General features: G+C 66.4%; 21 protein-coding genes and 1 other RNA gene. 9 read left to right on the top strand and 13 right to left on the bottom strand.

Annotated elements, in window-relative coordinates; translation table 11 throughout:
* Nucleotides 1-7: 7 nt before the first annotated feature.
* Complete coding sequence (locus tag SD72_RS13220) at nt 8-529, bottom strand: YqaJ viral recombinase family protein (RefSeq protein WP_042544938.1); 522 nt, start codon at nt 527-529, stop codon at nt 8-10.
* A 267-nt stretch (nt 530-796) separates the two neighbouring features.
* Between SD72_RS13220 and SD72_RS13215 the strand changes: the two genes are divergently transcribed.
* Nucleotides 797-1,519 carry a response regulator transcription factor gene (locus tag SD72_RS13215; RefSeq protein WP_042544927.1) on the top strand — a complete coding sequence of 241 codons (723 nt, stop codon included), beginning with the start codon at nt 797-799 and terminating at the stop codon, nt 1,517-1,519.
* Between the two features lie 32 nt (nt 1,520-1,551).
* Here the strand turns inward: SD72_RS13215 and SD72_RS13210 are convergent, their stop codons facing one another.
* The gene (locus tag SD72_RS13210) at nt 1,552-2,370 is read right to left on the bottom strand and encodes an enoyl-CoA hydratase-related protein (protein WP_052492690.1); all 819 of its coding nucleotides are present in this window, start codon (nt 2,368-2,370) and stop codon (nt 1,552-1,554) included.
* A gap of 372 nt (nt 2,371-2,742) precedes the next feature.
* Here SD72_RS13210 and rplJ point away from each other — a divergent pair, with 372 nt between their 5' ends.
* Together rplJ and rplL are read left to right on the top strand one after the other, a co-directional pair.
* Complete coding sequence (gene rplJ / locus SD72_RS13205) at nt 2,743-3,252, top strand: 50S ribosomal protein L10 (RefSeq protein ID WP_042544926.1); 510 nt, start codon at nt 2,743-2,745, stop codon at nt 3,250-3,252.
* A gap of 72 nt (nt 3,253-3,324) precedes the next feature.
* Nucleotides 3,325-3,702, top strand: coding sequence for a 50S ribosomal protein L7/L12 (gene rplL, locus SD72_RS13200; protein ID WP_042544925.1), 378 nt, complete (start codon nt 3,325-3,327; stop codon nt 3,700-3,702).
* 96 nt (nt 3,703-3,798) lie between these two features.
* Here the strand turns inward: rplL and SD72_RS13195 are convergent, their stop codons facing one another.
* From SD72_RS13195 to SD72_RS13160, 8 genes are all read right to left on the bottom strand, one after another.
* Nucleotides 3,799-4,908 (bottom strand): baeRF11 domain-containing protein, encoded by a 1,110-nt coding sequence (locus SD72_RS13195; protein WP_042544924.1) that lies wholly within the window; start codon nt 4,906-4,908, stop codon nt 3,799-3,801.
* Nucleotides 4,909-5,093: 185 nt separating this feature from the next.
* Complete coding sequence (locus tag SD72_RS13190) at nt 5,094-6,659, bottom strand: amidohydrolase (RefSeq protein WP_042544923.1); 1,566 nt, start codon at nt 6,657-6,659, stop codon at nt 5,094-5,096.
* A gap of 103 nt (nt 6,660-6,762) precedes the next feature.
* Nucleotides 6,763-8,460, bottom strand: coding sequence for an amidohydrolase (locus SD72_RS13185; protein ID WP_052492689.1), 1,698 nt, complete (start codon nt 8,458-8,460; stop codon nt 6,763-6,765).
* The gene (locus SD72_RS13180) at nt 8,457-10,256 is read right to left on the bottom strand and encodes a dipeptide ABC transporter ATP-binding protein (protein ID WP_042544922.1); all 1,800 of its coding nucleotides are present in this window, start codon (nt 10,254-10,256) and stop codon (nt 8,457-8,459) included. Before SD72_RS13180 ends, SD72_RS13185 begins: the two co-directional genes overlap by 4 nt.
* Nucleotides 10,253-11,233, bottom strand: a complete 981-nt coding sequence (locus SD72_RS13175; RefSeq protein WP_157000589.1) for an ABC transporter permease — start codon at nt 11,231-11,233, stop codon at nt 10,253-10,255. Before SD72_RS13175 ends, SD72_RS13180 begins: the two co-directional genes overlap by 4 nt.
* Nucleotides 11,234-11,238: 5 nt before the next feature.
* Complete coding sequence (locus tag SD72_RS13170) at nt 11,239-12,189, bottom strand: ABC transporter permease (RefSeq protein WP_042544921.1); 951 nt, start codon at nt 12,187-12,189, stop codon at nt 11,239-11,241.
* A 159-nt stretch (nt 12,190-12,348) separates the two neighbouring features.
* Entirely contained in the window at nt 12,349-13,956 is a 1,608-nt protein-coding gene (locus SD72_RS13165; protein ID WP_042544920.1) for an ABC transporter substrate-binding protein, read from the bottom strand.
* A gap of 11 nt (nt 13,957-13,967) precedes the next feature.
* Entirely contained in the window at nt 13,968-15,257 is a 1,290-nt protein-coding gene (locus tag SD72_RS13160) for a cyanophycinase (RefSeq protein ID WP_042544919.1), read from the bottom strand.
* Nucleotides 15,258-15,519: 262 nt separating this feature from the next.
* Here SD72_RS13160 and SD72_RS13155 point away from each other — a divergent pair, with 262 nt between their 5' ends.
* Both SD72_RS13155 and SD72_RS13150 read left to right on the top strand, forming a co-directional pair.
* A complete protein-coding gene (locus SD72_RS13155; protein ID WP_042544918.1) occupies nt 15,520-16,713 on the top strand; it encodes a M20 family metallopeptidase in 1,194 nt (397 codons plus the stop codon).
* A 71-nt stretch (nt 16,714-16,784) separates the two neighbouring features.
* Nucleotides 16,785-17,702, top strand: a complete 918-nt coding sequence (locus tag SD72_RS13150) for a MurR/RpiR family transcriptional regulator (protein ID WP_232299781.1) — start codon at nt 16,785-16,787, stop codon at nt 17,700-17,702.
* Nucleotides 17,703-17,725: 23 nt separating this feature from the next.
* Here the strand turns inward: SD72_RS13150 and SD72_RS18025 are convergent, their stop codons facing one another.
* Both SD72_RS18025 and SD72_RS13140 read right to left on the bottom strand, forming a co-directional pair.
* Nucleotides 17,726-17,863, bottom strand: a complete 138-nt coding sequence (locus tag SD72_RS18025) for a putative transporter small subunit (RefSeq protein ID WP_042544916.1) — start codon at nt 17,861-17,863, stop codon at nt 17,726-17,728.
* A gap of 9 nt (nt 17,864-17,872) precedes the next feature.
* The gene (locus tag SD72_RS13140) at nt 17,873-19,618 is read right to left on the bottom strand and encodes a sodium:solute symporter family protein (protein WP_084767212.1); all 1,746 of its coding nucleotides are present in this window, start codon (nt 19,616-19,618) and stop codon (nt 17,873-17,875) included.
* 550 nt (nt 19,619-20,168) lie between these two features.
* On the opposite strand from SD72_RS13140, the gene SD72_RS13135 reads away from it, so the two are divergent.
* From SD72_RS13135 to ffs, 3 genes are all read left to right on the top strand, one after another.
* Nucleotides 20,169-21,905, top strand: a complete 1,737-nt coding sequence (locus SD72_RS13135; protein ID WP_042544915.1) for an ABC transporter ATP-binding protein — start codon at nt 20,169-20,171, stop codon at nt 21,903-21,905.
* Nucleotides 21,905-24,031: an ABC transporter ATP-binding protein gene (locus SD72_RS13130; RefSeq protein WP_084767211.1), complete on the top strand. Its 2,127-nt coding sequence runs from the start codon at nt 21,905-21,907 to the stop codon at nt 24,029-24,031. The genes SD72_RS13135 and SD72_RS13130 overlap by 1 nt, the downstream gene beginning before the upstream one ends.
* A gap of 22 nt (nt 24,032-24,053) precedes the next feature.
* An RNA gene (gene ffs, locus SD72_RS17505) (signal recognition particle sRNA small type) lies at nt 24,054-24,150 on the top strand.
* A gap of 55 nt (nt 24,151-24,205) precedes the next feature.
* Here the strand turns inward: ffs and SD72_RS18020 are convergent.
* Entirely contained in the window at nt 24,206-24,949 is a 744-nt protein-coding gene (locus tag SD72_RS18020) for a MarR family winged helix-turn-helix transcriptional regulator (protein WP_198141972.1), read from the bottom strand.
* Nucleotides 24,950-25,089: 140 nt separating this feature from the next.
* On the opposite strand from SD72_RS18020, the gene SD72_RS17090 reads away from it, so the two are divergent.
* Complete coding sequence (locus SD72_RS17090) at nt 25,090-26,310, top strand: hypothetical protein (RefSeq protein WP_052492688.1); 1,221 nt, start codon at nt 25,090-25,092, stop codon at nt 26,308-26,310.
* The last annotated feature ends 59 nt before the right edge of the window (nt 26,311-26,369 follow it).

The raw sequence follows: 26,369 nt of genomic DNA, 5'->3' as shown, positions 1-26,369 counted from the left end.
GTGCGGACTAGGACGTCCGTGCGATGAGGACGTCGATGAGTTCGCTAGCCAGGCCCACGAGTCGCTCGATCTCAGATTCGTCGCGATCCACCCAGCGGAACTCCGGCTCTCCGACCGGAATGAAGTTCTCGTGGCGCTCCCACACCATCAGCGTGCGCTCGGCGCCGAGCACGTACTGCTGCCACCAGATCTGGCGCAGGTAATTGCGCGGGATGCCGCGCCACTCCTTATTGGTGGTCTTGATTTCCGCGAGCTCGAGCTTTCCGCCAGCGCGCTCGACGACGCCGTCCGGGGTGGCGAGGTGTCTGAGATCCGCCTCGGCATGGAACAGTGCGGAACTCGGCCGGATGCCGTACTCGCGCAGCACCCAGGCAGCGATCTCTGGCTCGCGAGCTTTGCCGTGTTCGGTGTACGCGTTGCCTGAGAACCGGCTGCCGTACATCTTCTCGCGCGCTGCGGTCTCGATCGACCGCGGTGTCGAGAGCTTCGCGACATCGGTTGCGGTGATTCCGCGCGACCGCGCATGCATCCAGGCTGCGCGGTCGGTTCCGTCAGTGACGATGCGAGCTAGCAGTGCTCCTGAGAAGAGCGAGGGGGAAGCTGCTGGGGTTGGCACCGGGCCATTCTCCCACGATCGCATGCTGACGCTCGGATGTTGACCGCGTGGCGGAGAGTGTTGCTGGTGGGAGAATCGACCGAAAATCAAGCCACCGACGCGTGCAAACTCTAGAGTATACACCTGTTGGGCAAAGAATGTGCCCAGCACTCCCCCAGACGAAGCAGGCACTATAGACGCATGGTTGCCGAGACGCTCACGAGACAAGATGGATCAATGGTGCGCGCACTCGTCGTAGACGACGAGGAGTCGATCACGCAACTCATTGCCATGGCCCTTCGCTATGAAGGATGGGATGTACGCAATGCAGCATCGGGTGCTGAGGCACTCGAAGCGATTGCTGAGTTCCAGCCCGATGTAGCGGTCTTCGACATCATGCTTCCCGATTTTGATGGGATGCAACTGCTGTCGAAAGTGCGAGCGAAGGGCGAGGTTTTCCCTGTGCTCTTCCTTACCGCACTCGATTCCGTTGAGGAGCGCGTCGCAGGTCTCACCGCTGGTGGTGACGACTACGTCGTGAAGCCGTTCAGCCTTGAGGAGCTGCTCGCCAGGCTCCGCGGGCTGGTGCGTCGCTCCCAGCTTCGGCTCGCATCGCAGCCGAACCCGATTCTTCGGGTGGGTGATCTCGAGCTCAACGAAGACAGCTACGAGGTGACCCGCTCAGGCGATACGGTCCAGCTGACGAACACCGAGTTCGAGCTGCTGCGCTACCTGATGCGCAACTCCGGTCGTGTGCTGTCAAAGGCGCAGATCCTCGACCGGGTGTGGAGTTACGACTTCGACGGCAAACCGACCGTGGTCGAGCTCTACATCTCCTATCTTCGTCGCAAGATCGATGCTGGTCGCCCCGCGATGATCCACACGGTGCGTGGCGCCGGATACATGCTGAAGCCCGCCGACTAGTTCGGGTTTCGCCCCCGTGGCCGCGATTTTGCCTAGCGGCCAGTAAACACGGGCGCACGCTTCTCGAGGAAAGCCGTAGCAGCCTCGACCGCGTCAGCGGTTCGGCCGCTGAGAACGTTGCGGCGGGCCTCCTCGGCGTTCGCAAGCAGGAAGTCCGGGGTGGTCTCGGTGAGGTTCTGCTTGATGTGCCGCAGGGCAAGCGGTGGTTTCGCCGCGAGCTGTTCCGCGAGGATGAGGGCGCGCGCGAGCAACTCGCTGTCTGAGACGACCCGTGTGACGAGGCCGATGCGCAATGCCTCAGTGGCATCGAGTTTCTCGTTGAGCATGAATAGCTCCTTCGCCTTCGCTTCCCCGAGCAGGCGAGTGAGCAGCCACGTTCCGCCGAAGTCGCCCGACAGCCCGGCGTCGAGAAATGCGGTGCGAAACACCGCAGTGTCCGATGCGATCCTGAGGTCGCACGCGGCGGCGATCGACAGTCCAGCGCCCGCGCACGCGCCACGCACAGCGGCGATTGTGACGAGACGGCTCTCCCTGAGCTGCACCGAGAGCTGCGTGCCTCGGAGGAGCTCGCGCACGCTCGTCTCCAACGCGGCGTCGTTGCCTGAGAAGCCGCCGGCCGCGAACGAGTCGAGGTCACCACCAACGCTGAAGTGCTTGCCTGCGCCAGTGAGTACCAGCACTCGCACCTCGGGGGTCTCGATGAGCTGTTCGACGGCGGTGAGTGCGTCGAGCACGAGCCCGTCGCTGAAAGAGTTGCGCCGCTCCGGGCGGTTCAGGGTGAGTGTCGCGACGGCGCCGCTGACCTCAACGGTCACCGCTGCGCCGACCGCTCGGTCGATCTTCTCTGCCATGGGAAGCTCCTTTGCTTCGAATTGTGGTGTGCGATCGGGCTCCCGTTCTCAGGGTGCCCTGGCAACCTGAGAGTGGGCGGATTGCACCGCGAGCGCAGCGAAGTTTCCGCCCCCGCGAGAGTGTGATAGTATTTCCGATGGCCCAAGACCGCCGGTAGAGTTCGCAAGAACTCCGGAACGCTCACGGATTCCAGCAATGGAAGAGGTGGGGACCAGCGCAGGTACTGAACTCCTTGAAGCGTGACTTTGTTCCGTGAATCTCGAAGCTCCGTGCGTGCGCGCCGGAGCTTTTTCCATTTCCTGGGAGTTGCTTCGTGCGGCACGGCCACCGTGAGGTATTCGCTTCACGGGTACGACAACCAAGGGAGCGCCATGGCTACGAAGGACGCTACGGTCGCCGATCTTCAGAAGCAGTTTGAAGAGTCGGGCGCCGTTCTGCTGACTGAGTACCGCGGACTCACGGTTGCTCAGTTGCAGGAACTCCGCAACAGCATCCGCGAGCACGCGACGTACGCTGTGGCGAAGAACACGCTGACCAAGATTGCGGCTAACAAGGCCGGAATCTCCGCGTTTGACGACGAGCTCGCTGGCCCGTCGGCACTCGCATTCGTGCACGGCGACACTGTCGCTGTCGCGAAGGCGCTGCGTGACTTCGCCAAGGCAAACCCTCTTTTGGTGATCAAGGCTGGCTATTTCGATGGCAAGCCCTTGACCGCCGCTGAGGTAGGCAAGCTTGCCGATCTCGAGAGCCGTGAGGTGCTGTTGGCTAAGGCTGCCGGCGCAATGAAGGCTTCGCTGATCGGTGCTGCACAGCTGTTCAACGCTCTGCCCGCCAAGGCCGCTCGCGGCTTCGGTGCGCTGCAGGAGAAGCAGGACGCTTAAGGACCGGCACCCGCCGACCTAAAACACACTGTTCCTGCGCGATGTGCAGGGCAAACATCAAGGAGAATCACCATGGCTAAGCTTTCGACTGCAGAACTGCTCGAGCAGTTCAAGGGTCTCACCCTCATCGAGCTCTCGGACTTCGTAAAGGCGTTCGAGGAAGAGTTCGACGTTTCGGCTGCTGCTCCCGTCGCAGTTGCTGCTGCTGCAGCTCCTGCTGCTGAGGCTGTCGAAGAGAAGGACGAGTTTGACGTCGTTCTCGAGTCGGCTGGCGACAAGAAGATCCAGGTCATCAAGGTTGTGCGCGAGCTCACCGGCCTGGGCCTCGGCGAGGCAAAGGCTCTCGTTGAGGAAGCACCGAAGACCGTTCTCGAGGCTGCAAAGAAGGACGCAGCTGAAGAGGCAAAGGCTAAGCTCGAGGAAGCTGGCGCTGGCGTAAAGCTTGCGTAAGTTCTCGCACTAGCGAACGAAAGTGGGCCGTCCCGGAAGGGGCGGCCCACTTTTACGTTGCGGGGTATGACCCGCCGCGACTACGCGGGGAAGCGGCTAGACGCTGAAGCGCACTTCCGCGCCGAGCGGCTGCCCACCCGGGACCTCGTCGCCGCGGAGCGCGAGTACGCGCCCGCCGCTTCCGAGGACCTTCGATGCGAGCTGATCGACGAGGCTATACCCCGGTGTGCTTTCGGCGACGAGTCCGCCCGACTGCGGGTCGAGTGTCCCCTCGGGGTGCGCGTCCATGTCGACGTACAGCGTCGAGATTGCCCCTGCCACGGCTGCCCTTCCGATGTCGCTCAGGTCGGTGACTGCGCGGCCGGCCGCCTGGAGGCTGCCAAACTCCTCCTGGCGTTCAGCGAGCTCCGCGGCGTAGTAGCGGTCGAGAATCTCGCGCGCTGCTGCATCGAGGTCTGACGCGCTGAGGTTGTCTGGGTTGCCTGAGATGCCATCCTCGAGCAGCTTCGCGTTTCGCGTCACCGACCGGAAGAGGCTGTCGATGGGCTGCGCGGCGGCGAGGATGAGCGGTCCGCGCGTGCCGCGGAGCACGGGAGCCGTCGCGCGATCGACCGCACGGGCGAACCCGAGGAGCCTGGCATCCTGCCCTTCTGGGCCGTGGAGCCTGCGACGGTGCGAATCGACACCGGGATCCTCAACGTTGAACGTGTCGAGTAGGTCGCTTGGCAGCTCGGGGACCGGCAGCTCATTGCCGCGGTGGTCTGGCCCGATTGCGATGAGCCTGACGTCGTTTTGGCTGAGCGCGAGCACGGTTGCGTCGTGCGCGAAGGTGATCGTGCGCAGCAGCGGCACGACGCGGAAGTGGTTGCCAGAGAAGTACTCAGACTCGAGCTCGTTCGGCAGCCGGTAGGCAATGGTGCGTTCCGGGGTCGCGAACACCACGAGGCTGTGCGAGAGATAGCGCCAGAGCTGGGTGTCGTCGAGCAGGGCGCGCAGCCCCGCCTCGGTTGCAGCGATTTCCGCCGGATCCCCACCGTGAGCGGTGTGTTCTGCGACGGCCTCGCTGACGAGGTTCCCGAAGCTAATTCTGCTCGCCTCTGACTCCGTGGTCACCGGCGACGTGCGCAGCACGATCGTGATGAGGTTCGGGCGTTCAGTTTCGGCGAGCTGCTCGATTTCGGAGCGGAGCGGAATATCGGTGTGCATGGGCGATCCCCCTTCGACGTTGACGTGGGGCGCAGGTTCACGCCCCACTTCGTAATGCCCCCGAAGCGAAACTCCCTGAGGGGCCTTGTCCCTACCTTGCCCGATGAAGCTCAAAAAGGGAATGCTTTACCCGTGCAACGCGCGGACGCGCGCGAGGGGCCGCCCAAGATCTTCCTAGGGAAAACCTAGCTGAACGCTGCGGATAGGTGTGTGGGAACGCCGCCGATGAGCGTCGCCTCGACAGTCGGAACGCGAAACGGCGCTCCCTCACGCGCTGGGGCGAGCGGATCGCGATCGAGCAGCACAAGGTCGGCGATACCTCCGGCGACCGGGCGCAGCGGGCCGCGCATCGAACAGGCAAGCGCCTGCGCCACGGTCAACCGCTCCTCTGGCACCCACGCAGGCAGCCCCGACGCGGCTCGCGTCACCGCGGCAGAGATCGCGAGCCACGGGTCGAGCGGGGCAACGGGCGCGTCCGACCCGAATACCACCTTGGCGCCGCTCGCGAGCAGCGACGCTAGCGGGAAGGCGCGCTGCGCACGATCCGACCACACCGCGCGCATACTCGCGACATCGTCGAGCAGATGCGCGGGCTGCACGCTCGCCGTCACCCCGACCTCGGCGAAGCGCGCCACGTCAGTAGACCGGAGGAGCTGCGCGTGCTCGATGCTTCCGGCGATCCCCGTCGCTGCGAACGCATCGAGAGCCTGCGCGTTCGCGCGATCCCCGATGGCGTGCACGGCGGCCGAAAACCCCGCCCGTCTCGCGCGGGCGAGGAGCTCGGCAAGCTCCTCCGGCGCCACGAGTTGCCTGCCAAAGTCCCCGTCAGGGTACGGCTCGCAGCAGAGCGCCGTTCGAGTACCGAGCGAGCCGTCGGTGATGACTTTCAGCGGACCGATCGAGATGAGCCCGCTCTCCCCGATCGGGGAGCCGGTGCGCAGGCCGCGCGCGATGGCCCGGTCGAGCTGCTCCGGGTAGACGGCGCTCTCGACCCGCAGCGCCGAGAACCCTGCCGCCTCGCGCCGCACCCAGTCGTCAGCCGACCAGCGAATCTCGAAATCAACGACCCCGACGACGCCAAGCGCGGCCGCCCGGCGCGACGCCGTTGCGACGGCGGCGTCAAGCTCGGCATCGGTGACCCTGTCGAGTTCGGAGACCAGCGCGAAACACTCGTCCTCGACGACGTGCGCGCCGTGGTCGGGGGCGAAGCCGTGCCGCGCGAGCGCAGCGCTGTTCAGCCACGCACCGTGCAGGTCGAGCCCGACGAGCACGACGGGTACGCCGCCGGTGCCGGCCCCGGTGCCGCCGCCGGTACCGACCGCGGCCGCCCCGCTTACGGCATCGAGCTGCTCACGGGTGAGGCCGCCCCAGTCGCCGCCTCGCAGTCGCATCCCGATGAGTTCGCTTGGCACCCGTCCCGTGGCGTCGGGAGCAAGCAGGGTCTCAACGAGGCGCAACGCCTCAGCGGGGGAGGCAGCGTCGATGAAGTCCGGCCGGCCCGCCTGCTGGGCCCACTGCCCAAGGTGCACGTGCTCATCCCAGAGCCCAGACGTGAGCACCCGCCCGTCCGCGCGCAGCGTCTCCGCCGCGGATACGGCTCGTCCGTCGCGCCCGGCTCGTCCGTCGCGCCCGGCTCGCCCGTCGAGGGCGCCGGCTGGGGTAACCGCCGTGATCCGCCCGGTGTCCCCGATCCACGCGTCGACAAGCGAGTCCGAGCCGGGCAAGCGTGCGCCGGAGATGAGGTGGATCATGGAGTTACCGTATCTGGCATTGGGGGCCGGCCGCGAGCCGCGTGCCGCGAGCCGCGTGCCGCGAGCCGCGTGCCGCGAGCCGCGTGCCGCGAGCCGCTGGCCGCTAGTGAGCGCGGTGTGACACCTTGCCGCCGACGACGGAAAGGAGCACGGGCGACTCCGCGAAGCGCTCGGGATCGGACGTCAGCGGGTCGAGCGCAAACACTGCGAGGTCGGCGACGGCGCCGGGGTCGACGATGCCGGCGTCGGGGCGGTCGATGGCGATCCAGCAGTTGTGGGTGATCGCTGCGAGGGTTCGCTCGGGAGTGAGCGCCTGGTGGGCGTCGACGGCCGGGGCGCCAGATCCGTGCCGCTTCCGGGTGATGGTCGCGGCGAACACTCGCCTCGCGTCGAACTCCTCCACTGGCCAGTCAGAGCCGAGGGCGACGATGGCTCCCGCCCGGTCGAGGTCGGCGACGCGCCAAGCATTGTTCGCCCGCTCGGAGCCGGCGCCGAGCAGCGTCGTCCACATGTCGAGGCCGTCCGGGCGCTTGCAGAACGCGTGGATCGGCTGCATGCTCGCGGGCACTCCGAGCTCGGCGAAGCGCGGAACGAGGTGGTCAGGGATGGTCTCGATGTGCTCGATGCGGTGCGTCACACCGCGCGCGTGCTCGGGGAGCGATGCGACGGTGTCGAGCACGAACTCGACCGCGCGGTCGCCGATCGCGTGGGTCGCTGTCTGGATGCCGCGCTCCGCGAGCGTGTGGATCGTGCGGGTGAAGAGCTCCGTCGGCGACCAGTACGGGTCGAGCCCGCCCCCGCGGGTATCCGGCTCAAACAGCCAGGCTGAACCGTTGTCGATGCTGCCGTCGAGCATGAATTTCACGCCCTCGACCTCCCACCGGCGGCCAGCGGTGCCCTGCAAAGCGACGATACGCTCGAGCGTTTCCTCCCACGGGTCGCTCGCCCGCCACAGCGGCGAGACCCGCACGCGCACGGCGAGCTCGCCGGTCTCCTCGATCGCGCGGAGCACGTCGATGTCGCCCTCCTCCATGTTCATCTGGTGGAGTGACGTGTAGCCGGTCGCAGCGAAGTCGGCGAGCTTGTTGCGTACGGCCTCGACGCGTTCAGCGAATGGCATTCGTGGGAACAGATCAGTGACGAGCAGCTCAGCGTCTGACTCGATGAGGTAGCCGGTGGGAGTGCCGTCGGCGTAGACCTCGATTGACGAGTTGTTCCCGAAGTCGCGTGGCCCGTCGATGCCGGCGAGTTCGAGCGCGCGTGGACTCGCGATCACGGAGTGTCCGTCAAATAGCAGGAGGTATCCTGGCCGGCCGCCGAATGCTTCCGCGAAGGGCGCGTTGGTGAGCTCGGAGCCGACGAAGAGGTCGAACGACAGCCCGAAGCCGCGGATCCACTCGTCGGGGCCGCGGTGCGCAGCAAACTCTGCGATGCGCTCGGCGACCTCAGCAACCGACTCGCAGCCGTGCAGCATCAGGGCCTCGTGCCGCGACTCGGCGCCGGACAGCGGGTGCACGTGTGCGTCGACGAAGCCAGCGGTGATGGTTGCGTCGCCGAGATCGATGACCTCCGCGCGAGTGGCGTCCCACGTCGCCGCATCGGCGCGGGAGCCGACCGCCGCGATGCGGCCGTCCCGCACGCCGACGGCCTCCGGCAGGGCCGAGGTTCCCGGCAGGGCAGGATCCCCCGCCAGAGCAGCCGCGCCGCCCGCTGCCGTTGCCGCCGCCGCTGCGCAAGCGACGCCGCTGTGCACCCGGCCGCCGAGGAGCACGAGGTCGAGGGGCTGGATCGGTGCGCTCATGCGTTCGGTCCTTCCTGGCCGACGGTGAGGATCGGCTGCGCGACATCAGCAGGGTGCGCTCGGCGCAGCCGCTGCACAGCTGGATCGGGCACGGGAACGGCTGCGATGAGCCGCTGCGTGTACTCGTGCTGCGGCGCGTGGAGCACGCGCTCGGTCTCGCCAATTTCGACGAGCTCGCCCTGCCTGAGCACCCCGACGCGGTGCGCGAGGAGCTCGACGACGGCGAGGTCGTGGCTGATGAAGAGCGACGCGAAGCCGAGCTCGCGCTGCAGCGCGGTGAAGATGTCGAGCACCTTCGCCTGGACGGACACGTCGAGCGCGCTCGTCGGCTCGTCCGCGATCACGAGCTCGGGCTGGAGGGCGAGGGCGCGAGCAAGGCCGACGCGCTGCCGCTGCCCACCAGACAGCTCGAAGGGGTGGCGATCCGCGTAGCTCGCGGGGAGCTCCACGGCGTCGAGTAGCTCGAGTGCGCGGGCGCGGTGCGCCTTGGCGCCGCCAGGGGCGCGGTGGATGCGCAGCGGTTCCGCGATGCACTGCTCGACGGTCATGAACGAGTTGAACGATGCGGCCGGGTCCTGGAACACGAATCCGATGCGTTTGCGCAGCTCTCGGAGCTTGCGGCCGCGGAGCTTCGCGAGATCCTCACCGAAGACGCGGAGCGAGCCAGCCGAGACCGCTTCGAGCCCGCCGATTGCGCGCCCGATCGTCGACTTCCCCGAACCTGATTCGCCAACGAGGCCGACGACCTCGCCGCGCGCGATCGTGAGATCAACCGCGTGGACGGCCTTGACGGGGTGCGTGCCGAAGCCGCTGCGGTAGACGATGTCGACGCCGTTGAGCACGACAGTTGGCTCGCCCTGCTCGGCGATGTAGCCCTGCTCGACGATCCCACCATGCTCGGCGATGTAGCCCTGATCGGCGATCCCGCCCTGCTCCGGCATCGCCGCTGCAGTGCGCTTGCCGCTTCCGAGCCGGGGAACGGCAGCGAGCAATTGCTGAGTGTACTCCTGCTGCGGGTTCGCAAACAGCTCCTCGACCGGCGCCTGCTCGACGAGGTCGCCGCGGTACATCACGGCGACCCTGTCGGCGAGATCGGCGACCACGCCCATGTTGTGGGTGATGAGCACGATCGACGCGCCAAACTCGTCGCGGCACTCGCGCAGCAGGTCGAGAATCTCGGCCTGCACGGTGACGTCGAGCGCGGTCGTCGGCTCGTCGGCGATGATCACCGAGGGGCGGAGCGCGAGCGCCATCGCGATGATGATGCGCTGCTTCTGGCCGCCGGAGAACTGGTGCGGGTAGTCGTGCATGCGCCGCTCGGGCTCGGGGATCCCGACCGCGCGAAGCATGTCGACCGAGCGCTTGCGCCGTTCGGCCCTGTCGCTGACACCGTGCGCGCGCAGGCCCTCCTCGAGCTGCCAGCCGACCGTGAAGACCGGGTTGAGCGCGGTCGACGGCTCCTGGAAGATCATCGCGGCGCGGTTGCCGCGGATCTCCCGCAGCTCGGCGTCTGACGCGCTGAGCACGTCGGTGCCAGAGAGCAGCACGACGCCTGATGTGCGGGTGCGCGGCGGGAAGAGGCCGAGCACGGCACGCGCGGTGAGGGTCTTGCCCGACCCGGATTCCCCGACGATCGCGAGGATCTCGCCAGGGTGTAGCTCGAGCGACACGTTGTTCACCGCGTGCACGACGCCGTGCTGCGTGTCGATGCTCAGCGAGAGCCGGTCGATGTCGAGGGGGAGCTGCGCGGTGCCGGCCGCTGGCGCGCCTGCGGCGGTGTGTGCTGTGGCGGTCATACCGTGAACTCCTTCTTGATGCGGCCGGGCGCGAAGACGCTGACGGCGCGGGCGAAGATGCCTGGGCGGCCAACGAACGAGCGCGAGCGCTGGTCGACGAGGTCGCGGAGGCCGTCGCCGACGAGGTTGAGCGCGAGCACGGTGACGATGAGGAACGCGCTCGTGATGAGGATCATCTGGGGCGCCTGCATGATGACGGCCTTGCCGTCGTACAGGATGTTGCCCCAGCTCGCGTGCGGCGCTGGGACGCCGGCGCCAAGGAAGCTCATTGCGGCCTCGGTGATGACCGATTCCGCGAACGTGAACGTCGCCTGCACGACGAGCACGGAGAGCACGTTGGGGAGGATGTGGCGGATCATCACGTGGAACATACCGGCGCCCTGCATCGTGCTGGCGGTGACGAACGTTTCCGACTTCACGGCGAGCGCGCGCGCCCGCACGAGCCTGGCAATGCCAGGCGTGTAGACGATGGCGAGGGCGATGATGAGGTTCGTGACGCTCGGGCCGAGGGCCGCGGCGAGCGCGACGGCGAGCAGGATCGCGGGGATCGCCATGAGGCCGTCACAGATGCGCATGAGTATCGCGTCGAGCACGGGGCTGAACACGGCGACGATGCCGATGAGGGTGCCGATCACACCGCTCACGAGCGCGACGACGAAGCCGACGAGCAGCGACGTCGATGCGCCGGAGATGATGCGCGTGAACAGGTCGCGGCCGAAGTTGTCCGTGCCGAAGAGGTGCTCGGCCGACGGCGGCGCGAGCCGGTTCGCGGGGTTCACCGCGTACGGGTCGAGTTGCAGCAGCGGCGGCAGCACGTAGGAGATGACGAAGATCGCGATGATGATGAGGAGCCCGGCCATGAACCCCGTGTTCGACAGCATGCGCTGCCAGATGGAGTTCTTGGTGGCCGATTCTGGGCGCATCGAGAGCACCGTTGTGCTCGGGACGGGCGAGTTCTGCGTTGAGGGTGCGGACATGTCGCTTATGCCTTTCCGACGCGCACCCGCGGGTCGACGATGCCGTACAGCAGGTCGATGAGCAGGTTGGTGAGCAAGTAGATCAGGGTGATGAACAGGATGACGCCCTGGATCACGGGGTAGTCGCGGCGCGAGATCGAGGTCACGAGGAGCTGCCCGAGGCCGGGGATGTTGAAGATGGTTTCGGTGACCGCGGCTCCGGTGACGAGACCGCCGAGCGACAGGCCGATGATCGTGAGGATCGGGAGGCTCGCGTTCTTGAGCGTGTGGCTGAAGAGGAGGCGACGCTCGGCGACGCCGCGTGAGCGGGCCGCGTCGATGTAGTCGGCGCCCAGCACGTCGAGTACCGCGGCGCGCGTCGTCCTGGTGATGAGCGCTGCGGTGATCGCGCCGAGCGCGATGCCAGGCATGAGGAGCGTCTTGATGCCGTCGCCGAAATGCTCGAACGGGTTCACGTACCCGGAGATCGGGAGCCACCTGAGGGTGAGGCCGAACAGCAGCATCATGCCGATCGCGAGCACGAAGCTGGGGACGGTCATGCCGAGCAGGGTGAAGCCCGTCACCACCCTGTCGAAGGAGCCACCGCGGAACTTGGCTGCGATCGTGCCGAACGGCACCGAGAGCAGCACAGCGACGATGATCGCAATGAGGGCGAGCTGGATCGTCGGGACGGCGTTGTCACTGATCGCCGCAACGACGCTCTTGCGGAGGAAGTAGGAGTCGCCGAGGTCGCCTGTGAAGACGCCGCCGACCCACTTGAGGTACTGCATCACGATCGGCTGGTCGAGGCCCATCGTTGCGTGGAGCGCCGCGACCTGATCGTCTGAGGCCTTCTCGCCGAGGATGCGCCGTGCTGGGTCGCCTGGGGTGAGGTGGATCAGCGAGAAGATCACCACCGAGACGACAAACAGCACTGGGATGAGGCTGAGGAGCCTGCGAAGTATAAATCGAAGCATCTGCGTTCCGTTGTCGATGGTCGTGAGTGGGAGGGGTGACGCTGGCGGTGGATCGGTGCCTGCGGTGGATCGGTGCCTGCGGTGGATCGGGGCGCAGCGCGCGCCCCGATCCACCTGGCCGGTCTAGCTCGGCCTGGCCGGTCTAGACGAGCGGCTTGGCTAGTTCTTCCACTTGGCGTTCCACCACATGAAGTGGCCGTCAAACCACGCCGGGTCGAGATCCTTGTTCGCTGCGTACACGTTGTGCGCGTCGCCGATGCGGCTCATGGGGCGGGTCTCCTCGACCCAGGCCTGCATGTCGTCGAAGAGCGCGCTCGCCTCGGCCTGCGTCGGGGCGCCGCGGAACTTCGCGAGCAGGGCCTGGAGCTCCGGTCCGTCGAAGTAGCCGGCTCGGGTCGGCAGGAAGCCGATCGTCTGGGTCGGGTCGAGCTCCGTGCCGAACGGGAAGACGACGAGATCCCACTCGTCGCGGCGCTCGCGGTACTTCTCACTGAACGCACCCCACTCGTAGGCGTCGAGCGTCGCGTCGACGCCCATGCCCTTGAGCTGCTCGACAACGACGACGGCGCCGTTGTAGGCCTCAGAGTAGTCCTTGTTTGCGAGCACGGTGACCTGCTCGCCGTTGTAGCCGCCCTCCTTGAGCATCTCCTTGGCCTTCGCCACGTCGACCTTATTGAAGTCGGCCTTGCCAACCTCGGTATCCCAGATTGCCTGCTGGCCGAGGGTCATGTTGTGGTGCACGAGGTCGTAGAGATCCTTCGAGCCGACGGCTGAGAGCATGATCGGGTCGCGGTCGAGTCCGGTGTTGATCGCCTGGCGGTTGATCACGTTCGAGAACGGGCTCGAAGCGTCGTCGCTGTAGACGAGGTTGATCGGGCCGACCATGTAGGTGTCGAGCACGATGTTCTCGTCATCCTTGAACTGGTCGAGGCTGTCGAATGGCAGCTCGGTTGTCGCGTCATACTGGCCCGACTGGAGGCCGAGGGTGCGCGTCGAAGCATCGGGAACGAAGTTGAAGACGACCTCGTTGATGGTGGCCTCCTTCGCTCCGGCGCGGCCGCTCGAAGGCTCGGTGCGCGACTGGTAGTCGTCCCACTTCTCGATGACGATCTTCTGGTCCGCGTCCCACTCGGTGAGCTGGTACGGGCCGGTGCCGATGATGTCGGCGACCTCCTCGATGGGGCCGTCGCCGACCTTGTCGAGCACCTCCGTCGGGAGGATTGCCGGGTACGCGGTCGAGACCTGCGAGAGGTAGAGGAGGTGGAGGAAGCTTGGCGCGGTGACGTTGAGCTTCACCGTGAGGTCGTCGACCTTCGTCCACTCGGAGCCAGCGAAGGCCTCCTGTGCGGCGACCGAGACGCGGGTCCAGCGGTTCATCGAGGCGACGACATCGTCGGCGTCGAGGTCGCTTCCGTCCTGGAACTTTACGCCGTCGCGGAGGGTGAAGGTGTACTCGAGCGAGTCGTCGCTCACGACGTACGACTCGGCGAGCATCGGCTGCACCTGGAGGTCGGCGTTGGTGGTGACGAGCGTCTCGAATACGGGCCCGGTGATTTCGCCCATGATGGAATCGGTCGAGATCTGTGGATCGAGACTCTCTGGCTGCGCAGGCGTGACGAGGTTGACGATGTCTTTCGCCTCGTCGCTCGGTGCGCTTGTGGACGAGCAGCCAGCGAGGACGAGCGCGCCGACAGCAACTGCCGCGGTCGCGCCGCCCAGGCGTCGCAGCGCACCGGCGCGCTGCGAGGTAGGTGCTGGAGTGATCATGGGGTAGCTCCTCAGTGAGTGGTTGAGATGGGAGTAATGGAGATGATGAGGTCGGAGAATCCGCCCGTTGGGAGCGCGAGCGTTCGCTCGTCCCTGCGCAGTGTGGTGCGGTAGCCGGGGTGCCGTTCGACCGAGCTCTCCCCGCTCGCGGCGAGCTCGGGTGAGGCGAGGAGGCTCTGGGCGAGGGTGAGCAGCGGCCTGCTGCCGTCGTCTGCCCAGAGATCCACACCCGCAGCAGGGGCGAGGGGCAGCTCAAGGTCGGCGAGCATGTCGCCACGCTTCGTCGTCCCCGAGGCAAAGTCGTGGCTGTCGCCGGGCACGAGGTAGCTCCAGCGGGTGCCGATGATTGTGTCGCCCGCCCCCTCGCAGCCGTCGAAGTTCAGCAGCGAGACGCCGCGCATGCCGATGACCTCGGAGGTGCGGGTGGCCCGGTCGTAGACGAGCGCGGTGTGCTCGTCTACGCCGACGCACGCGCTTCTGCCGAGTGCGCGCGCGAGCCTGATCGAGCGTGGCGGGCGGGCCCACTCGCTGAAGTGCGAGTCGAGGAGCGCCTCGGGAAAGAGGCCGAGGCCACCGGCCGGCACGTGTGTGAGGGCGTCGCGACCCTCGCGTTCGATGTCGTAGCCGGGGGTCGCGCCGTGCTTCCACGCGTTGTGGATGTCGGCGCCGCCGCTCACCATGTCTGCGCCCTGCTGCACTGCGAGGCCCGCGCTTGTCCCGGCAACGACGCCGCCGAGCGCGAGCACCTCGCGGATGGCGGTGAGTGCCGGCGTATCGGTGCGCGCTCCGAACGGCGGTTCGCCCGCGACGCTCGACGTGAAGAGCGCGAGCACGTAGTTGGTCTGGTCGCCGCCTCCGAGGAAGACGCCGTCGGCCCCGCGGATGAGTTCGGCGGTGTCGGCCTGGCTTGCCGTGGCGCGGGAGTATGGGGAGCCGGGGTAGGCGGGCTGCGCGCTTGCGCCGATGGGGATCGGCACCCCGACGGCGCCGTGGCGCTCGAACAGCTCCGCATAGTAGCGGCCGTCGGCCTCGTCGCTCTCGGTCGTCGGATCCTGCGCGGCTTCGGCGGATGTCGCGGGTTCCGAAGCGGTGGTGAGGATCGCGATGCGCGGAGCCCGTGTGCCGCGGCGTGCGCCAGCGAGCTCGATGATGCGGGTGAGGATCTCGGGGCTCTCGTCGAGCGCGCCGCCGATGAGCACGAGGTGGCCGTTCGGGGCGAGGTGTGCCGCGTCGGTGCCGCCAGGCGCCCCGACAGAGGGCGACGCGGTGAAGCGTTGCGCTGTGCGTGGGTGCGTGTTCACGTTTCCCCTCCTGAGGCCTCGGCAATGAAGTGTCGAAAGCATTTCACAAATACGGCAAGGGCGCAAGATCTGAAACATACATTTCATATTCGCCACGAATCCGGGTATGGTTCTCGTATCGGCGCCGAGCGACACCCAATGCGCCCCTCATCGTTGAGGGTATTGGTGCTCCGCTCGCGCGCTTCCGGCAATAGCTTCCGACAATCGAGCCACTTGGCTGAAATCAGAAGTCCATAACTGCGCATCTGGAACGAGATTTGAAATGAACACTTCCGCGGGAAAGCTCTCCCTGAGTCTCGCCGAACGGCTCCGAGACGCTGCGCAGGCAGCGCAACCGAGTTACGAGCGAGACCTCGCGGACATCGTCGCAATAGATTCCGGCTCGCACGACCCTGCCGGCGTCAACCGGGTCGCCGACTGGGTCGCCGCACGGCTGACGGAGATGGGCTTCAGCGTCGACAGGAAGTCCTCACCCGACGGCTCGACGGGCGACGCCCTTGTCGCGCGCCGCGGCGGTAGCGGCGGGAAGCGGATCGCGCTGTTCGCACACATGGACACCGTCTTCGCTGCCGGCGACGCCGCCCTCCGCCCATTCCGCGTCGACGAGCACGGGCACGGGCGCGGGCCGGGCGTGACCGACGACAAGGCAGGCATCATCGCCGTGCTCCACGCCGCAGCGCACCTCGCCGACCTCGACACGGAACGATTCGGCGAGCTCGTGCTCGTGTTCACCCCTGACGAGGAGATCGGCTCCCCGTTCGGTGCCGGCGTGCTGCGCGAGGCAACCGAGGGCGTCGATGCCGCGCTCTGCATGGAGTGCGCGCGCGAGAACGGCGACCTCGTGACCTCCCGGAAGGGGGTTGCGGACATCGAGATCGCGGTCAAGGGCAAGGCGGCCCACTCTGGGATCGAGCCCGAACGCGGCGCGCACGCTGGGGTCGAGGCAGCGCACCTCACCCTCTTCATGCAGGCTCTCGCCGACCACGCGAACGGCGTGACGGTCAACGTCGGAATGCTGCGCGCGGGCGAACGGCTGAACATCGTCCCCGATCGGGCATCGCTGCAAATTGAGGTGCGTGCGATCACCGCAGTCGCGCTCGAAGCGACGCTTGCGAAGATCCACGAGCGCGTCGCAGCGCCCCTCACCCCTGGCACAGAGATCAGCGTTGTGAGCATTGATCACTGCCCGCCGATGGAAGAGAGCGCCGGGGGCTTTGCCCTCGCGCTGAAGGCGCTCTGCATCGCGGAGGCCCTCGGTATTACGACCGGCCTCGCCCGCACGGGTGGCGTGTCAGACGCGAACAAGATCGCGGCGAGGGGAATCCCCACTCTTGACGGCCTCGGGCCCGTCGGCGGGGGAGACCACGCAGAGTCGGAGTGGCTCGAACTCGCGAGCGTCCCAGAGCGGGTCGCGATGCTTGCGGCACTGATCGACGACATCAGCGGATCGGCGTAGTCGCGTTGTCCGATCACTCTGTGGTCGATAGTGTTCCTAGACAACGATCAACGCGGACGGAGGCTCGTACTGTGACGAAAGAAGCCGCTTCGCATGAGAGTGGGGCAGGTGGAGCCGCGGCTCAGGGCCCATCGGAGGATTCGCCAGCGACGAGGATCCGCGAGCGGATGGGGGAGTGCACCCCTGGCGAACGCAAGGTCGCGCGCGCGCTGCTCGCCGCCTACCCCGTCGCGGGATTCGAGACCGTCGCGAGCCTCGCCGAGATCGCTGGAGTGAGCGGAGCGACGGTCGTGCGGTTTACGACGAAGCTTGGCTACCAGGGATTCCCCGACTTCCAGCGCGCGCTCCGAGACGAGTTTGAGCACCGCAGCGCGTCGCCGATGGCGCTCTACGAGCGGACGAGCCGGAGCAGGCGGGCAGCGACGCCAGACGACCTCGCCGCACTCGGGGAGGGCCCGGCCGAGGACATCCGCGCGACCTTCGCCGGGATCCCGGCGCACGATTTCGACACGACCATCGCTGCGCTCTCGCAGGAGAAGCGGCGAATCTGGATCACTGGCGGGCGCTACAGCAACTTCCTTGCGGAGTACCTCGGGGCGAGCCTGCAGCAGCTGCGCCCGGCGGTGCAGATGGTGCCGAGCATGGCGAGCGTACGCGGCGCTGCGCTCGCAGACTTTGGCCCGAAGGATCTGCTTATCGCGTTTGACTTCCGCCGGTACGAGCTCGCGACGCGCGACCTCGTGCGGTTCGCGAAGTCCCGCAAGGCCTTCGTCGTGCTCATCACCGACAAGTGGGTGTCCCCCTGCGCTTCCGACGCTGACACAGTGCTCACGAGCGTCGCTGCCGAGCGGGGCCCATTCGATTCCGTCGTGCCTGTGATGGCGCTCGTCGAGGCCGTCTTTGAGGGCCTCGTGGAAAAGATTGGGAGCCCCGCCCGTGAGCGGATGGCGCGCATTGAGGAGACCGTGCAGGAGCTCGATCTCCTCTAGCGCAAGCTAATCGGTGAACCCGGCTAGATGATGTCCCTGCCCTCGCGCTTCGCCTCGCGCCAGTCCTTGATGAAGGCCCTGACGATCACGAAGAGCGCGCCGACCACGATGAGTGGCCACACGAGCACGTAGGCAGTGAGTAGAACAACTTCCCAGTTCATGGGGACTCCTTACTTCTGACCGGTCGGGAGGGCGTCGGGCTCGTGCGTCACCGCAGAGTCCTCACTGCTGCCGTCCCTGACTGTCTTGATCGAACCGGTTGCTGCGCGGGCAACGATCTCCTCGACGGGATCGAAGTCGCCCGTGCGCTCCTTGATGACCGCGAAATCGAACGGTGGCTTGTTCGAGACGAGCGTGATGAGCGTGCACAGAATCGTGCTCACCGAGTACGCGACGAGCGAGCCTGAGAGCACCGGGTACGTGTGCAGGAAGCCGATCGCGAACGGTGCGGATGCGATGATCGAGATCCCACCAACCCAGAAGGCGACGCGTTTTCCGAAGAACCCGAACGCCATGAGGCCGAGCACGACGCCGATGCCGATCGTCGCGAGCACGTCGAACGCGATCCCCACCCAGCCGTTCATGTCGATCCACGCGAAGCGCACGGGAATGAAGGCGGCGAGGGCAACGACCACGGAGATGCTGAACGCCGCGTTCGTCACGCGGTTCCAGTAGAAGCTCGCGATCACGGGGAACACGAGCGCGCCCCAGAGCGCGCCAACAAACACGAGCAGATCGAGGATGTTGAGCTTCGAGCCGGCGAAGTACATGCCGGCTGTCATCGCAACGACCATTGTGATGCGGCCGATGAGCACCATCGTGCGCGGGTTCGGCTTGCCCTTCGCGATGTTCTGACCGTAAATGTCGGCCATCACGATCGAGGAGAGTGCCGTGAGATCCGCATCCGCCGTCGACGACAGCGAGCCGATGATCATGATGAAGAACAGCGCGAGCAGTGCTGGCGGCAGGTAGGTCGCGGCCATCTGCGGGATGAGGTTGTTGACGTCGCCGCCCGTCGGCTCGATGCCAGCGTAGAGCGCGATCACGCCGAGCATGCCGATGCCGATGATCGTCGCGCCGTAGCCGAAGGTCGCGGTGACGAACGTCTTCTTGATGAGATCCTCGCGCACCGCGAACAGGCGCTGCGCGATTGTCTGGTTGCCGATCGCGTAGGCGAGGACGGCCGCGATATACGGCGCACCCTGGTTGAAGAACGCATCAGACGAGAAGAAGTTCGACTGCTGCGGGGTGAGGTTGTTCGCGCCCGTGACGAAGAGGTCTGGGCCGCCAGCCGCGAAGAACACGACCGGGATGATGATGATCACGGCGCCGAGCATGAACAGCACCTGCATGAAGTCGGTGAGCACGGAGGCCCGGAATCCCGACCACAGCGTGTAGAGGAGCACGCCGGCGCCGATCGCGATGACGCCCTGACCGAACGTGAACGGCGACAGCATGGCGATGAGTGCGCCGCCCGCGATGAGGTTCGACGTGAGGCTGATGATTGAGCCGAGCACGTTTGAGCCGGCGAGCATGAGCTGGCTCGAGCGGCCGTGGCGGGCGAACATGACCTCGGCAATGGTGTGCGCGCGCGGCGCGACTTTGCGAATCCTGCGCCCGAAGGGGTAGATGAGCAGAATCATCAGTGCGCCCCAGAGGCCGTAGTGAATGGGGCCTGAGAGGCCGTAGGTGTACCCGGAGGTGGCCGAGGCGTACATTGACGCGGCCCAGATCCAGGTTGCGGTCATTGAGGCGGCAGAGATGCCGAAGCCGACGCGACCGCCGCCGGTCATGTAGCCGTCGGCGTTTTCACGCTTCTGGCTGATGCGGAGGGAGATGACGAGGCTCGTTCCGAAGAACGCGAGAAACAGGGCGACAACGATGGGGCCCGAGAGCTGCTGAAGCTGCTCTTGCATGGGTGCTTCCTTTCAAATTGCGGGTCGGCGGATGCCGGGGGACCGAATACGAAGTGAAGGAAGCTAGGTGGGGAAGCGGTGTGCGAGAAACGGAGAGTCGGGGAGGTAGGTGTTCGCGGAGTGCTCGCGTCTGTGCGCTGAGCCGAAGTGTGTCGAGGGTGAGATAGGGCTGGTCCTTTCGGGTGGCCGCAGGGAGCGCTACGCGCGGCTGCGGGTACACTGAAACCATGAGCAGGTGACGGTGCACGGCGAACGTCTGGCTGCGCAGCACCCGGTTCTGTTCCTTCAGAACGGCGCATGCGAACTACCTGACCTTTTAAGTAGTACAGGAGTTTCGCAGGAACTTCCAGCCCCGTGCGACTCTGTGACGTACCGAGCGGGCGCCGAAACGCACTGGATCCCGCGGACCGCGGCACTGCAGTTACAGCAAGCCCACTGGCGAAACGTAGCTTCTCTGGGGGAAGCCTGCTAGGTTTATCCGGCTGATTCAGCTCATTCGCTGAGCCAGCGGTCGCCAACATTCGAGCTCATCAGCGACGGAAGGAAGCCTGTGGCCCTTATCTCCTTGGCACTCAGACACGCAAAGACCTACTGGGTGTTTATCGTCGTTGTGCTCATCATGCAGTTGCTCTCGACGATCGCCACGCTGTTGCTCCCGAGCCTCAACGCGCAGATCATCGATAAGGGCATCGCCGTCGGCGACACCGGCTTTATCTGGCGCACCGGCAGCATCATGCTCGTTGCGGCGCTCGGGCAGCTCGTCGTCGCCGTCGTAGCCGTGTACTTCGGTGCTCGCACCGCGATGGGGGTCGGCCGCGACCTGCGCCGCGAGGTGTACCGCAAGGTCGACACGCTCTCCACCCTTGAAGCGACGAAGTTTGGTGCCGCAACGCTCATCACGCGCGGCACGAACGACGTGCAGCAGATCCAGATGCTTGTACTCATGACCCTGAACTTCATGGTCTCCGCCCCGATCATGGCGATCGGTGGCGTCGTCATGGCGCTCCGTGAGGACGCGGGACTGGCATGGCTCGTCTGGGTATCCGTCGCGATCCTCGCGGTCATCGTGAGCCTGCTCGTGTGGAAGCTCCTCCCGCTCTTCCGCGTCATGCAGGAGAAGGTCGACGCGATCAACGGCGTGCTGCGTGAGCAGATCATGGGCATCCGCGTGGTCCGCGCATTCGTGCGCGAGCCCTTCGAGACGAAGCGCTACGACGTCGCCAACCGCGACATCACCGACGTCTCGCTGAAGGTCGGCAACATCTTCGTGTTGATGTTCCCGATCATCATGATGGTGCTGCACCTCGCTACCGGCGCCGTGCTCTGGTTCGGCGGCTACCGCGTGGATGCCGGCCAGATCCAGATCGGATCGCTCACGGCCTTCCTGCAGTACCTCATGCAGATCCTCATGGCGGTCATGATGGGCGTCTTCATGACCATGATGATCCCGCGCGCCGTCGTCTGCGCTGAGCGCATTAAGGAGCTGCTCGACACCGAGTCCTCGCTCGTCTTCCCTGACTCGGAGACGGTAGCAACCCCCGCAGCAGGCAGGATCGAGTTCTCAAACGTCACGTTCGGGTTCCCCGGCGCAGAGACGCCCGTCGTCAAGAACGCGAGCTTCGTCGCGGAGCCGGGCAAGACGACCGCGATCATCGGTTCGACCGGCGCAGGCAAGACAGTGCTGCTGAACCTCATGCTCCGCCTCTACGATCCGCAGGAGGGGGCCGTGACAATCGACGGTGTCCCAGTTTCCGCGCTCACCCGCTCGCAGCTCGCCGAGACGATCGGTCTCGTCCCGCAGCGCCCCTACCTGTTCGCAGGCACGATCGGATCGAACCTGCGCTTCGGGCGCACTGGTGCAACCGATGACGAGCTCTGGGACGCCCTGCGCATCGCCCAGGGCGAGGACTTCGTCCGTGATCGTGAGCTCGGCCTCGACGAGCCAGTTTCGCAGGGCGGCACGAGCGTTTCCGGCGGCCAGCGCCAGCGGCTCTCGATTGCGCGCGCCCTCGTCGCACGGCCAAACGTGTACCTGTTCGACGACTCGTTCTCCGCGCTCGACGTTGCGACCGACGCGAGGCTTCGAGCTGCGCTTCCCGAAGCGACCGAGGGCGCGACGACCATCATCGTCGCCCAGCGCGTTTCAACCATCACCGACGCCGACCAGATTCTCGTCGTCGAGGCGGGCAAGATCGTCGGCAGGGGAACGCACGATGAGCTGCTCGCGAGCAGCGAGGTGTACCAAGAAATTGTGCGATCCCAGCTCGAGGAAGCAGAGGCAGCCTAATGGCAAAGCGAGATAAGGCCGCACAGGCCAACGCCGCAGACGCGGCCGCAACGGCCGAGGTCGAGGAAGACTTCTCGAACTTCGAGCCTGGCGTCGACGCCATGATGGGCGACGAGGCGCCGCCGCGCAAAGCGAAGCACTTCTGGCCCTCAGCCAAACGCCTTGTCGGCCTGCTCGGGGCCGAGAAGGGCAGGTTCGCGCTCGTCGTGCTCCTCGTGATCGGCTCGGTCGTGCTCGCCGTCATTGCGCCGAAGGTGCTCGGCCGGGCGACCGACGTGATCTTCAGCGGCTGGCTGAGCAAGGACCTGCCCGTTGGCGTGCCGCTCGAGCAGATCGTCGACGGCCTCAGGGCAGCCGGCGAGACGCAGCGCGCCGACATGCTCCAGGGCGCTGACGTCGTCCCTGGCCAGGGCATCGACTTCGGCCTGCTTGGCCTGCTCATCCTCGCGGTGCTCGCCCTCTACCTTGTCTCATCGTTCCTCATGTGGCTGCAGGGCTTCATCCTCAACCGGCTCGTCATGCGCATCGTCTACAAGCTCCGCGCCGATATCGAGGCGAAAATCAACCGGCTTCCGTTGTCGTACTTCGACGGCCGCCAGCGCGGCGACGTGCTGTCGCGTGTGACGAACGACGTCGACAACATTCAGTCGGCGCTGCAGCAGGCGTTCTCGCAGCTCGTGCAGTCCGCGCTAATGATCATCGGCATCATGGCGATGATGTTCGTGGTCTCGTGGCAGCTCGCGCTCATCGCGCTCATCGCGCTGCCGCTGTCCGCCGCCATCGCGGGCGTCGTCGGCGTGCGCGCGCAGAAGCTGTTCGCCGCGCAGTGGAAGAACACGGGTGCCCTCAACGGGCACATCGAGGAATCGTTCACCGGCCACGAGCTCGTGCGCATCTTCAACCGTGAGGCTGAGATGACCGAGGAGTTCGACCGCCGCAACGAGGGGCTCTTCTCCGCGGCGTTCAAGGCGCAGGCGCTCTCGGGCGCGATCATGCCCTCGATGAACTTCGTGCAGTCGCTCATCTACGTGCTCATCGCCGTCGGCGGCGCGCTGCGTGTGACGAGCGGCAACATGACACTTGGCGACGTGACCGCGTTCATCCAGTACTCGCGCGAGTTCGCGCAGCCCGTCGGCGAGATGGCAAGCATGGCAAACATGCTGCAGTCCGGCGTCGCCTCGGCCGAGCGCACCTTCGAACTCATCGACGCCGAGGAGCAGGATCCCGACACCGAGGACGCCTCGCTCCCTGAGCGCACTGAGGGCCACGTTCGCTTTGAGGACGTGTCGTTCAGCTACGACCAGGAGACGAAGCTCATCGAGGGCCTGTCGCTCGAGGCGCGGCCGGGACACACCGTCGCAATCGTCGGGCCCACCGGCGCTGGCAAGACAACGCTCGTGAACCTCATCATGCGGTTCTATGAGCTCGACGGCGGACGGATCCTCCTCGACGGCGTGAACATCACCGAGCTCACCCGCTCGGCGCTGCGCTCACACGTCGGCATGGTGCTCCAGGACGCGTGGCTCTTCGACGGCACGATCCGCGAGAACATTCGCTACGGCCGCCTCGACGCGACCGATGAGGAAGTCGTCGCCGCGGCCGAGGCGACGATGGTGGATCGCTTCGTGCGTCAGCTCCCAGACGGCTACGACACGGTGATCTCAGAGAATGCATCCTCGCTCTCTGCAGGCGAGCGTCAGCTGCTCACGATCGCCCGCGCCTTCATCGCGAATCCTTCGCTGCTCATCCTCGACGAGGCGACCTCCTCGGTCGACACGCGCACGGAAGTGCTCGTGCAGCAGGCCATGCAGGCGCTGCGCAGCGATCGCACCTCGTTTGTCATCGCGCACAGGCTCTCCACGATCCGCGACGCTGATTCGATCCTCATGATGGAATCGGGCAAGATCGTCGAGCAGGGCTCCCACCTCGAGCTCCTCGAGCGCAAGGGCGCGTACCACGCGCTCTACCAGGCGCAGTTCGCCGGCGAAATCGATGAGGAGCACGCCGAGGAGCTGCTCACCGGAGAACCCGTTGCGGCGACCGGAGCGATCCCAGTCGCCGGGGTCAGCACCGGTACCGGCGCCACACCCGTGGTCGATGACGGGCCGGTGGATGGTCTGAAGTAGTGCTCGCGATCCGCTAGACTGGATCCGCCCCTCACGTGGCGATATCTTGGTGAACTCCCCCAGGCCGGAAACGGAGCAAGGGTAGCCGGGCTCTATCGGGTGCGTGAGGGGCGCTTTCTTTGTCGGGACGCGCGCCTGCTTGGTCGGGACGCACGCCCGCCGGTGTTTGCGCCGCTACTCGTGCGGCCACGCCTGTGCGAGCTTTGCCATGAGCCTGAGCAGCTCGGTGCGCTCATCCGGCGCGAGAGCCGCGAGCGCCGAAGTGGCGTCGTGTCGCTGTCGGTCGCGCACGCCGTGCACGAGGTGTTCACCGGTGTCGGTGAGACGCACCCGAGTGCGACGGGCGTCGCCAGGGTCTGCCTCACGGACGGCGTGGCCGAGCTCCACCGCCTGCTGAACAAGCCGGGAAGCCCGCGGCTGATCTACCCCGATGCGCTCCGCGAGCTCGCTGATCGAGAGGGGTTCCTCGGCGTGCGCGAGGGCTCCGAGGAGTCGCAGGAGGGCGGGGCCACCCGCCCGCTCGCGGTGGCCGCGAGGCGATCCGGCGCCGTGGCCGGGCCATCTCCGGTCCCCGCCAAAATCTGGGCGGCGCGCACCGTGCTCATGCTCATGCTCACGCTCACGCTCATGTTCGTGCTCGTGCTCGCCGGAGCTTCTCGTTTCTCGGGGGTCTTGCGACGTTCCCGGCCGCAGCCCACCGTCCCATTCGCCTTGGCCGCGCCAGCCCCCTGGTCCTCCCTTGCCACCCCAGCCGCCCGGCCCTTCCGGCCCGCCCCAGCCGCCTGGCCCTCCCGGCCAGCGCCGCCCGCCTGGTCCGCGTCGTCCTCGGAGGCTGCTCAGGGCGTCGACGAGCGCATCTGCCTGTTCCGGGGTAGGCGCTTGGCCCGCGCCGGGCTGGGCGGAGTCTGTGGTGTTCATAAAGAAAACTTTACATGTCTCTTGACATGAATTGAATTACATGTCACCATACATATGCATGCACAGTGACATGGAAAGTGTGTTCGCCCGAGAACGGGGGCATGCACAGCGGGAGAGGCTCCCGCGGGAAAGGACTTCTCATGAGTAACACTCACGACTTCACAAACTTGAATAACAACGATGACCGCAGCACCGAAAACTCGGGCGACACCGGAAACATCGACGGCGTCAATGGCGTCGGCACCTCCGACAACACCGAAAACGCTGACAACACCGGTGGCATCGACAGCACCGCAAGCACCGACAGCACCGCAAGCGCCGACAACACCGGCAGCATCGCCGACGCTGACGGAGCAAGCACCACCAAGAACGGCGACCACCCGCAGAGCGTGCGGGCGCTTCGCCGCTGGCTTCGTTCGGTAGACGGGCTCGTCGCCCACGAATTGGACGAGCGCTTCGCTGAGGCGGGCGCATCGCGCCGCGACCTTCGGGTGCTGAACATGCTCACCCGCGACGATGATCGCTCTAAGGGGCGACTCGAGCGGCTGGAACGCCACGGAAAGCGGCTGTGGTCGCTGGCGGATCGCGGATGGATCGAACACGACAACGATGGTTGGCGCGTGAGCGCGATGGGGATCGAAGCCCAGGCGCGGCTCACCGCGATCTCTGACGAGGTGCGCGAGCGCATCGAGAACTCGGTGTCCCCAGCGGATCTCGCGGTGACGCTCACGTCGCTCGAGGCCATCGCCCGAGAGTTCGGGTGGACCGAGGACATGCGGGGCCGCCGCAACGGTCGCGGGCCGGGCTTCGGTCCAGGCCGCGCACACGGAGACGGTCAGGGTTGCGGACACGGACACGGACACGGTCGCGGTCGCGGTCGCGGACATGGGCGTGGACACGGCTTCGATCGAGGCGAGCGCTTCGATCGAGGCGAGCGCTTCGATCGAGGCGAGCGCTTCGGCGGTGGCCGAGAGTTCGGCCAGGGCCCCGAGCGTGGCTTTGGTGCCGAGCGTGGCTTCCGCCCTGAGCGTGGCTTCGGTGACAGGCAAGCCTTTGGTCGCGACCGCGGATACGAGCACACGCACGGACATGACCACGGTCACGACCGCGGACATGACCACGGGCACGGTCGCGGCCATCAGGACGGGCACCGGCGTGGCTTCGGCCGTGGCCGCGGGCCAGGTTTCGGCCAAGCGCAGGAGCGTGGCTCCGCTGCCGATCGCGGGCAGGGATGCAACTGTGGCGGAGGCGCCGCAACGTGGGAGCACACTCGAGGTGATCAGCGCCATCGCGCTGGACGCCGAGAGGTATTTGAGCGAGGCTTCTCAGCCGGCTTCACTGCGGCGCGCACTGGCCGCTAACTCCCACAGGCAACGTCGAGACCTTGATGGCCCCGGCTGATGCGGAATCACCACTGAGC

It is taken from the genome of Leucobacter komagatae (assembly GCF_000834055.1).
Lineage (GTDB): Bacteria > Actinomycetota > Actinomycetes > Actinomycetales > Microbacteriaceae > Leucobacter > Leucobacter komagatae_A.
The sequence above is the reverse complement of the archived record's forward strand: the minus strand, read 5'-3'. Positions and strand labels throughout refer to the sequence as shown.

Bases quoted from the DNA above. Each gene is read 5' to 3' on its own strand.
- SD72_RS13220 (WP_042544938.1), bottom strand. From the start codon at position 529: ATGCATGCGCGGTCGCGCGGAATCACCGCAACCGATGTCGCGAAGCTC.
- SD72_RS13215 (WP_042544927.1), top strand. From the start codon at position 797: ATGGTTGCCGAGACGCTCACGAGACAAGATGGATCAATGGTGCGCGCA.
- SD72_RS13210 (WP_052492690.1), bottom strand. From the start codon at position 2,370: ATGGCAGAGAAGATCGACCGAGCGGTCGGCGCAGCGGTGACCGTTGAG.
- rplJ (WP_042544926.1), top strand. From the start codon at position 2,743: ATGGCTACGAAGGACGCTACGGTCGCCGATCTTCAGAAGCAGTTTGAA.
- rplL (WP_042544925.1), top strand. From the start codon at position 3,325: ATGGCTAAGCTTTCGACTGCAGAACTGCTCGAGCAGTTCAAGGGTCTC.
- SD72_RS13195 (WP_042544924.1), bottom strand. From the start codon at position 4,908: ATGCACACCGATATTCCGCTCCGCTCCGAAATCGAGCAGCTCGCCGAA.
- SD72_RS13190 (WP_042544923.1), bottom strand. From the start codon at position 6,659: ATGATCCACCTCATCTCCGGCGCACGCTTGCCCGGCTCGGACTCGCTT.
- SD72_RS13185 (WP_052492689.1), bottom strand. From the start codon at position 8,460: ATGAGCGCACCGATCCAGCCCCTCGACCTCGTGCTCCTCGGCGGCCGG.
- SD72_RS13180 (WP_042544922.1), bottom strand. From the start codon at position 10,256: ATGACCGCCACAGCACACACCGCCGCAGGCGCGCCAGCGGCCGGCACC.
- SD72_RS13175 (WP_157000589.1), bottom strand. From the start codon at position 11,233: ATGTCCGCACCCTCAACGCAGAACTCGCCCGTCCCGAGCACAACGGTG.
- SD72_RS13170 (WP_042544921.1), bottom strand. From the start codon at position 12,189: ATGCTTCGATTTATACTTCGCAGGCTCCTCAGCCTCATCCCAGTGCTG.
- SD72_RS13165 (WP_042544920.1), bottom strand. From the start codon at position 13,956: ATGATCACTCCAGCACCTACCTCGCAGCGCGCCGGTGCGCTGCGACGC.
- SD72_RS13155 (WP_042544918.1), top strand. From the start codon at position 15,520: ATGAACACTTCCGCGGGAAAGCTCTCCCTGAGTCTCGCCGAACGGCTC.
- SD72_RS18025 (WP_042544916.1), bottom strand. From the start codon at position 17,863: ATGAACTGGGAAGTTGTTCTACTCACTGCCTACGTGCTCGTGTGGCCA.
- SD72_RS13140 (WP_084767212.1), bottom strand. From the start codon at position 19,618: ATGCAAGAGCAGCTTCAGCAGCTCTCGGGCCCCATCGTTGTCGCCCTG.
- SD72_RS13130 (WP_084767211.1), top strand. From the start codon at position 21,905: ATGGCAAAGCGAGATAAGGCCGCACAGGCCAACGCCGCAGACGCGGCC.
- SD72_RS18020 (WP_198141972.1), bottom strand. From the start codon at position 24,949: ATGAACACCACAGACTCCGCCCAGCCCGGCGCGGGCCAAGCGCCTACC.
- SD72_RS17090 (WP_052492688.1), top strand. From the start codon at position 25,090: ATGAGTAACACTCACGACTTCACAAACTTGAATAACAACGATGACCGC.